The 7,729-nt window shown below is 69.0% G+C and carries 8 protein-coding genes; 6 read left to right on the forward strand and 2 right to left on the reverse strand.

Annotation, left to right across the window (positions count from 1 at the left end):
* The 3 genes from ACFWBB_RS42105 to ACFWBB_RS42115 form a co-directional block, all read left to right on the forward strand.
* On the forward strand, nt 1-1,354 hold a 1,354-nt coding region (locus ACFWBB_RS42105), incomplete at its 5' end, for a M16 family metallopeptidase (protein ID WP_385284449.1).
* Nucleotides 1,355-1,400: 46 nt separating this feature from the next.
* The gene (gene dapB, locus ACFWBB_RS42110) at nt 1,401-2,159 is read left to right on the forward strand and encodes a 4-hydroxy-tetrahydrodipicolinate reductase (RefSeq protein WP_385284453.1); all 759 of its coding nucleotides are present in this window, start codon (nt 1,401-1,403) and stop codon (nt 2,157-2,159) included.
* Nucleotide 2,160: 1 nt separating this feature from the next.
* Nucleotides 2,161-2,616, forward strand: coding sequence for a hypothetical protein (locus ACFWBB_RS42115; RefSeq protein WP_385284456.1), 456 nt, complete (start codon nt 2,161-2,163; stop codon nt 2,614-2,616).
* Nucleotides 2,617-2,692: 76 nt separating this feature from the next.
* On the opposite strand, the gene ACFWBB_RS42120 is transcribed toward ACFWBB_RS42115, so the two are convergent.
* Together ACFWBB_RS42120 and ACFWBB_RS42125 are read right to left on the reverse strand one after the other, a co-directional pair.
* Nucleotides 2,693-3,247, reverse strand: a complete 555-nt coding sequence (locus ACFWBB_RS42120) for a hypothetical protein (RefSeq protein WP_385284458.1) — start codon at nt 3,245-3,247, stop codon at nt 2,693-2,695.
* 90 nt (nt 3,248-3,337) lie between these two features.
* The gene (locus ACFWBB_RS42125; protein ID WP_385284460.1) at nt 3,338-3,574 is read right to left on the reverse strand and encodes a hypothetical protein; all 237 of its coding nucleotides are present in this window, start codon (nt 3,572-3,574) and stop codon (nt 3,338-3,340) included.
* Between the two features lie 203 nt (nt 3,575-3,777).
* Here ACFWBB_RS42125 and thyX point away from each other — a divergent pair, with 203 nt between their 5' ends.
* The 3 genes from thyX to ACFWBB_RS42140 all read left to right on the forward strand — a co-directional run bounded on the left by thyX (nt 3,778) and on the right by ACFWBB_RS42140 (nt 7,475).
* Complete coding sequence (thyX, locus tag ACFWBB_RS42130) at nt 3,778-4,518, forward strand: FAD-dependent thymidylate synthase (RefSeq protein ID WP_385284462.1); 741 nt, start codon at nt 3,778-3,780, stop codon at nt 4,516-4,518.
* A 235-nt stretch (nt 4,519-4,753) separates the two neighbouring features.
* A complete protein-coding gene (gene dapA / locus ACFWBB_RS42135; protein WP_385284465.1) occupies nt 4,754-5,653 on the forward strand; it encodes a 4-hydroxy-tetrahydrodipicolinate synthase in 900 nt (299 codons plus the stop codon).
* Between the two features lie 136 nt (nt 5,654-5,789).
* Nucleotides 5,790-7,475 (forward strand): ribonuclease J, encoded by a 1,686-nt coding sequence (locus ACFWBB_RS42140; RefSeq protein WP_385284468.1) that lies wholly within the window; start codon nt 5,790-5,792, stop codon nt 7,473-7,475.
* The last annotated feature ends 254 nt before the right edge of the window (nt 7,476-7,729 follow it).

A 7,729-nucleotide genomic window follows, 5' to 3' on the forward strand; every position in this document is an offset into this window, starting at 1 on the left:
GGCCCGCACCTCTTCGGAGGCGCGGGCCGTCGCCCGTACCCAAACCCTGATCAAGGGCACGGCCGGCATCGGTGTCGTCCGCAAGACCACCCTCCCGGGCGGCCTGCGCATCGTCACCGAGACCCTCCCCTCGGTCCGCTCCGCCACCTTCGGCATCTGGGCGCACGTCGGCTCCCGCGACGAGACGCCGTCCCTGAACGGCGCCACGCACTACCTGGAGCACCTCCTCTTCAAGGGGACGAGCCGCAGGTCCGCGCTGGACATCTCCTCCGCCATAGACGCGGTCGGCGGCGAGATGAACGCGTTCACGGCGAAGGAGTACACGTGCTACTACGCGCGCGTGCTCGACGCCGATCTGCCGCTCGCCATCGACGTCGTCTGCGACATGCTCACGGGCTCCCTCATCATCGAGGAGGACGTCAACGTCGAGCGGGGGGCGATCCTCGAAGAGATCGCGATGACCGAGGACGACCCCGGTGACTGCGTGCACGACCTGTTCGCGCAGACCATGTTCGGCGACAACCCCCTCGGCCGCCCGGTCCTGGGCACCGTCGACACGGTCAACGCCCTCACCGCCGACCGCATCCGCCGCTTCTACAAGAAGCACTACGACCCGACCCACCTCGTGGTCGCGGCGGCCGGCAACATCGACCACAACACGGTCGTACGCCAGGTCCGCGCGGCCTTCGAGAAGGCGGGCGCCCTCAAGAACACGGACGCGACACCCATCGCCCCGCGTGACGGGCGGCGTACGATCCGCGCCTCCGGCCGCGTCGATCTGATCGGCCGCAAGACCGAGCAGGCGCATGTCGTCCTCGGCATGCCGGGTCTGGCCCGCACGGACGACCGTCGCTGGGCGCTGGGCGTGCTCAACACGGCGCTCGGCGGCGGCATGTCCTCGCGCCTCTTCCAGGAGGTCCGCGAGAAGCGCGGCCTGGCCTACAGCGTGTACTCGTACACCTCGGGCTTCGCCGACTGCGGCCTCTTCGGCGTGTACGCGGGCTGCCGCCCGAGCCAGGTGCACGACGTGCTGAAGATCTGCCGGGACGAACTCGACCAGGTCGCCGAGCACGGCCTGTCCGACGAGGAGATCGGCCGCGCCATCGGCCAGCTGAGAGGCTCCACGGTCCTCGGCCTCGAGGACACCGGCGCGCTCATGAACCGCATCGGCAAGAGCGAGCTGTGCTGGGGCGAGCAGATGTCGGTCGACGACATGCTGACCCGGATAGCGGCGGTGACCCCGGACGAGGTCCGCTCGGTGGCCCGCGACATCCTGGGACGGCGCCCGTCGCTGTCGGTCATCGGCCCGCTCAAGGACAAACAGGCCTCCCGGCTGCACGACGCGGTCGCCTGACCCCCCTCGACAGGCCTTCGGCAACTTCGGTAAGGAAGCACCAGAGATGAGCAAGCTGCGCGTGGCGGTCCTCGGCGCCAAGGGCCGGATCGGCTCAGAGGCGGTAAGGGCGGTCGAGGCCGCCGAGGACATGGAGCTGGTGGCCGCCCTCGGCCGGGGCGACAAGCTTCAGTCGCTGTCCGAGAACGGCGCTCAGGTCGTGGTCGAACTGACCACGCCGGCCTCGGTCGTGGACAACCTCGACTACTGCGTACGGCACGGCATCCACGCCGTGGTCGGTACGACCGGCTGGACCGACGAGCGCCTCGCGCAGCTGACGGGCCTGCTGGCCGAGTCCCCGGAGACGGGCGTTCTCATCGCGCCCAACTTCTCCATCGGGGCCGTTCTGACCATGAAGTTCGCGCAGATCGCCGCGCCCTACTTCGAGTCCGTCGAGATCGTCGAACTCCACCACCCCAACAAGGTGGACGCCCCCTCGGGCACCGCCACACGCACCGCCCAACTCATCGCCGAAGCTCGGCGCGAGGCCGGCACGGCCCCGGCGCCGGACGCCACGGAGACGGGTCTGGACGGCGCGCGGGGCGCGAACGTCGACGGCATCCCGGTCCACGCCGTCCGACTGCGCGGCCTGCTGGCGCATCAGGAGGTGCTGCTGGGCGGCGAGGGCGAGACCCTCACGGTCCGCCACGACTCGCTCCACCACAGCAGCTTCATGCCGGGCATCCTGCTGGGCGCCCGCCGGGTGGTGTCGACGCCGGGCCTCACCTTCGGTCTGGAAAACTTCCTGGACCTCGGCCGAGGCTGACATGCGCGCCAAGCTCTCCTACGCCGTCACGGCCGCCGTCCTGGTCTTCTACTTCGTCCTGGTCGGCAGCCGCGGCGTCATGCTCATCCAGTCCGGCACCCTCCTGACCGTCACCTTCGGTCTGGCGGTGCTGATCCTGCCGGTCATCGGCGTCTGGTTCCTGTGGAAGAACACCCAGTTCGTCCGCCGGGCCAACGCCCTCGCCGCCGAACTCGACGCCGAGGGCGGGCTGCCCGTCGACGAACTGAAGCGCACCGCGGGCGGCCGCGTCGACCGCGACTCCGCCGACGAGGTCTTCGCCCGGCGCAAGACCGAGACGGAGGCGGCTCCCGACGACTGGCGCACCTGGTTCCGCCTCGCCGTCGCCTACCACGACGCCCGGGACACCCCCCGCGCCCGCAAAGCCATGCAACGCGCGATCAGGCTGCACGACGGCAAGCCGGCCCAGGTCGCCTGAGCCGTACGACGAAGGGGCCGGCCCGCACCTGTGGCGGACCGGCCCCTTCAACGTGTCCGATCGAGCGTCCGGGTGATCAGCCGTGCCGGTTCTCCGCGGCCCACGCCTCGATGGCGTCCGCCGCCCGGTCGAAAGCCTCGCCGCGCGCCAGGAAGTCCGGCCCGTGCGTCGTCAGCAGCGCAGCGGCCTCCCCGGCGGGCCGGTCCCGCCGTACGACGGTCAGGGCCTGGCCCTGGACGGTGCGCGGCAACCCCAGCCAGCGCACCGGCCGCTGCACGGTCCGCACGGCCACGATCCGCTCCCAGGGCAGCGTGCGGGTGAGGAGGAAGCTCACGTGGCGCAGCCCGCGGTCGCTCACCCACACCCCGACGCGCAGCAGCCGCAGAGCGCAGGCGATCACGACCAGGGAACAGCCGAAGACCACACCGGCCTCGGACAGCGAGCCGGTCAGCGCGATGATGACGGCCGCGAACAGCACGTACGAGGCGAGCAGCAGCGTCAACGCGGCCACCCCGACCCGCCAGGGCCCGGGCCGGTAGGGGCGCCGCCAGCGCTCACGGTCCTCGAAGGGCAACGCGACGTCGTCCGCCGCCTCGAATGCGCGGTCGGCCGTCAGGAAGGGCAGGGGCACGGCTGGTCCTCACTCGTCCATGCGTGGGCTGTGCCCGGTGAGGCTATCCGTCTGTGTCCCGGCTCACCACCATCGGGGGTCCGGATGGCGTCAGCGCCCCTGGGACGCCTGCGACTGCTGGGCCTGCGAGGAGTGGTCCAGCCTCAACGCCGGCATCCCGATGACCAGGGAGCCCACCAGCGCGGCCACGATGGTGAGCCCCAGCAGCCAGCGCCCGGCTATCTGCCCGGCGGAGGACCGCGCCTGGGGTGGGGGAGTGACGTTGCTACGAAACCTCTCGGCCTCGGCGAGAAAAGCGAAAGGGACGGGCTCGCGCCGGCGGAACATGATGGGTACTTCCTCCTGGGGCTCTCGGATCGGACGCTTCACTGAAGACGGCTTCACTGATACAGACGAGCGAGTGCCCGAAAACGTGCCTCATATCAGCAGACGTCCCACACGGATCCGGCGGCACGCCCGTGGACGTCCGGCTCGACGGCCCCCGTAGAGTTGGCGCCGCTCCGAAGACGCGACGGAAGGACCCCCGCACAGTGACCGACAGCCCCGCCGACGACCTCAAGCCCGGCTTCCGCAGCGACGTCACCGTCGAACTGGTCAAGCACACCGCGTCCGACGCCGATGTGCTCTTCGCCGCCCGTGTCTCGACCGTCGGCGAGCAGTCCCTGGACGAGCTGGGCAAGGACCCTGAGCGCTCGAAGGGCCTGATCAACTACCTCATGCGGGACCGGCACGGCAGCCCCTTCGAGCACAACTCGATGACCTTCTTCATCAGCGCCCCGATCTTCGTCTTCCGCGAGTTCATGCGCCACCGCGTGGGCTGGTCGTACAACGAGGAGTCCGGCCGCTACCGGGAGCTCCAGCCCGTCTTCTACGTCCCCGGCGAGTCCCGCAAACTCGTCCAGCAGGGCCGTCCCGGGAAGTACGTCTTCGTCGAGGGCACGCAGGCTCAGCAGGAACTCGTCAACCGCACCATGGAGAACTCCTACCGCCAGGCCTACGAGGCCTACCAGGAGATGCTCGCCGCCGGCGTGGCCCGCGAGGTCGCCCGCGCGGTCCTCCCCGTCGGCCTCTTCTCCTCGATGTACGCCACCTGCAACGCCCGCTCGCTGATGCACTTCCTCGGTCTGCGCACCCAGCACGAGCTGGCGAAGGTGCCGTCCTTCCCGCAGCGGGAGATCGAGATGGTGGGCGAGAAGATGGAGGCCGAGTGGGCCGCGCTCATGCCCCTGACGTACGCGGCCTTCAACGCCAACGGTCGCGTGGCGCCCTGACGGACGCAACGGCACAACGGGCATGAGCGGCGGAGACGGGGCGAGGAGACGTATGTACGGGTCATCCGAGCGAAGTGTCCGTATTGCGGCATTTAGAGAAGTTCATCTAGCCTGATCAAACGGACCCGGCACTGCTTGAACCCCCGAGCAGGCAGTGCCGGGTTCCATCTTTGTCATGACTTTTCGCGCCCCCCGAGGGCAGACCCCACGGTGAGTAACGAGTAGCGTGTCACCCATGGCTCCGACCTCCACTCCGCAGACCCCCTTCGGGCGGGTCCTCACCGCCATGGTCACGCCCTTCACGGCGGACGGCGCACTCGACCTCGACGGCGCACAGCGGCTCGCCACCCATCTGGTGGACGCAGGCAACGACGGCCTGATCGTCAACGGCACGACCGGCGAGTCCCCCACCACCAGTGACGCGGAGAAATCGGACCTGGTACGAGCCGTCCTGGAGGCCGTCGGAGACCGTGCCCACGTCGTCGCCGGCGTCGGCACCAACGACACCCACCACAGTGTGGAACTCGCCCGTACGGCCGAGAAGGCGGGCGCGCACGGCCTGCTGGTCGTCACCCCGTACTACAACAAGCCCCCTCAGGAGGGCCTGTACCGGCACTTCACGGCCGTCGCCGACGCCGCCGAGCTGCCGGTCATGCTCTACGACATCCCCGGCCGCAGCGGCGTCCCGATCAGCACCGAGACACTGGTCCGCCTCGCGGCGCACCCGCGGATCGTCGCCAACAAGGACGCCAAGGGCGACCTGGGCCGCGCGAGCTGGGCCATCGCGCGCTCCGGTCTGGCCTGGTACTCCGGCGACGACATGTTGAACCTGCCGCTGCTCTCCGTGGGCGCGGTCGGTTTCGTCTCGGTCGTCGGCCATGTGGTCACACCGGACCTGCGCGCCCTCGTCGAGGCGTTCACCGCCGGGGACGTCCAGAAGGCGGCCGAGATCCACCAGAAGCTTCTCCCGGTGTACACGGGCATGTTCCGCACCCAGGGAGTCATGACGACGAAGGCGGCGCTCACCCTGCTGGGGCTGCCCGCCGGCCCGCTCCGCTCGCCCATGGTCGAGTGCTCGCCCGAAGAGATCGATCAGCTCAAGATCGATCTTGCGGCGGGCGGGGTACAGCTCTGACAACGGACTTCACAACTGAACACAACTGAATAGCGGGCCACCGGTGCCTGCATCCACCACGACAACTGCTACTGCACGAACGTCACGCGCGCCACGTGCCCACCGGTACGTGGCGCGTGTGGTTGAGGAGAGTCTTTTGAGTCATCCGCATCCCGAACTTGCCCCGCCACCGCCGCTCCCGGCGGGCGGCCTCAGGGTCACCCCGCTCGGCGGCCTCGGCGAAATCGGCCGGAACATGACGGTCTTCGAGTACGGAGGCCGTCTGCTGATCGTCGACTGCGGTGTGCTCTTCCCCGAGGAGGAGCAGCCCGGAATCGACCTGATCCTGCCGGACTTCACATCCATCCGGGACCGCCTCGACGACATCGAGGGCATCGTCCTCACCCATGGTCACGAGGACCACATCGGCGCCGTCCCCTATCTCCTCCGGGAGAAGCCGGACATCCCGCTGATCGGCTCCAAGCTGACCCTCGCCTTCATCGAGGCCAAGCTCCAGGAGCACCGGATCCGCCCGTACTCCCTGGAGGTGGCGGAGGGACACCGTGAGCGCATCGGCCCGTTCGACTGCGAGTTCATCGCCGTCAACCACTCGATTCCGGACGCCCTCGCGGTCGCCATTCGCACGCCGGCGGGCATGGTGGTCCACACGGGCGACTTCAAGATGGACCAGCTCCCGCTGGACGGCCGCCTCACGGATCTCCACGCGTTCGCACGTCTGAGCGAGGAGGGGATCGACCTCCTCCTGTCCGACTCGACGAACGCCGAGGTGCCCGGTTTCGTGGCGCCCGAGCGGGACATCTCCAACGTCCTGCGCACGGTCTTCGCGAACGCCCGCAAGCGGATCATCGTGGCCAGCTTCGCCAGCCACATCCATCGCATCCAGCAGATCCTGGACACCGCGAACGAGTACGGCCGCCGGGTCGCCTTCGTGGGCCGCTCGATGGTCCGCAACATGGGTATCGCCCGCGACCTGGGCTACCTGAAGGTGCCACCGGGCCTGGTCGTGGACGTCAAGACGCTCGACGACCTGCCCGACCACGAGGTGGTCCTGGTCTGCACGGGCTCCCAGGGTGAACCGATGGCGGCCCTGTCCCGCATGGCCAACCGCGACCACCAGATCCGGATCGTTGCCGGCGACACGGTGATCCTGGCGTCCTCGCTCATCCCCGGCAACGAGAACGCGGTCTACCGCGTGATCAACGGCCTGACCCGCTGGGGCGCACACGTCGTCCACAAGGGCAACGCCAAGGTGCACGTCTCGGGCCACGCGTCCGCGGGCGAGCTCCTGTACTTCTACAACATCTGCCGCCCGAGGAACCTGATGCCGGTGCACGGCGAATGGCGCCACCTGCGCGCCAACGCCGAGCTGGGCGCCCTGACCGGCGTCCCGCACGACCGCATCGTGATCGCCGAGGACGGCGTGGTCGTAGACCTCGTCGAGGGCAAGGCGAGGATCACGGGCAAGGTCCAGGCGGGTTACGTCTATGTCGACGGCCTCTCGGTCGGAGACGTGGGCGAGCCGGCCCTCAAGGACCGGAAGATCCTGGGCGACGAGGGCATCATCTCGGTCTTCGTCGTCGTGGACTCCTCCACCGGCAAGATCACCGGAGGCCCGCACATCCAGGCGCGTGGCTCGGGCATCGAGGACTCGGCCTTCTCCGCCGTCACTCCGAAGATCGCCGAGGTCCTGGAACGCTCGGCCCAGGACGGCGTGGTCGAGCCCCATCAGATGCAGCAGCTCATCCGCCGCACGCTGGGCAAGTGGGTCTCCGACACCTATCGCCGCAGGCCGATGATCCTCCCGGTCGTGGTGGAGGTCTGAGCGACGTACCGGCCCTTCGTACGCGTGCACCTGGAGCGGGGCTCCTCGATTTGCATCGGGGAGCCCCGCTCCAGTACGTTTACGGCTCCGCCTGAACGGGAACCCGGTACACCTCGTGCCCCGGATCCACTCCCGGGAGGGGCCGGGAAAACCGACTCAGAACTTCTGATAAAGTCGGAACCGCCGGAAAGGAAACCGCGAAACAAAAGCGGGAACCTGGAAAGCACCGAGGAAATCGGGTCGAGAAAAGATCT

Source organism: Streptomyces sp. NPDC060000, assembly GCF_042737375.1.
In the GTDB taxonomy this organism is placed as follows: Bacteria; Actinomycetota; Actinomycetes; order Streptomycetales; family Streptomycetaceae; genus Streptomyces.

Bases quoted from the DNA above. Each gene is read 5' to 3' on its own strand.
- dapB (WP_385284453.1), top strand. From the start codon at position 1,401: ATGAGCAAGCTGCGCGTGGCGGTCCTCGGCGCCAAGGGCCGGATCGGC.
- ACFWBB_RS42115 (WP_385284456.1), top strand. From the start codon at position 2,161: ATGCGCGCCAAGCTCTCCTACGCCGTCACGGCCGCCGTCCTGGTCTTC.
- dapA (WP_385284465.1), top strand. From the start codon at position 4,754: ATGGCTCCGACCTCCACTCCGCAGACCCCCTTCGGGCGGGTCCTCACC.
- ACFWBB_RS42125 (WP_385284460.1), bottom strand. From the start codon at position 3,574: ATGTTCCGCCGGCGCGAGCCCGTCCCTTTCGCTTTTCTCGCCGAGGCC.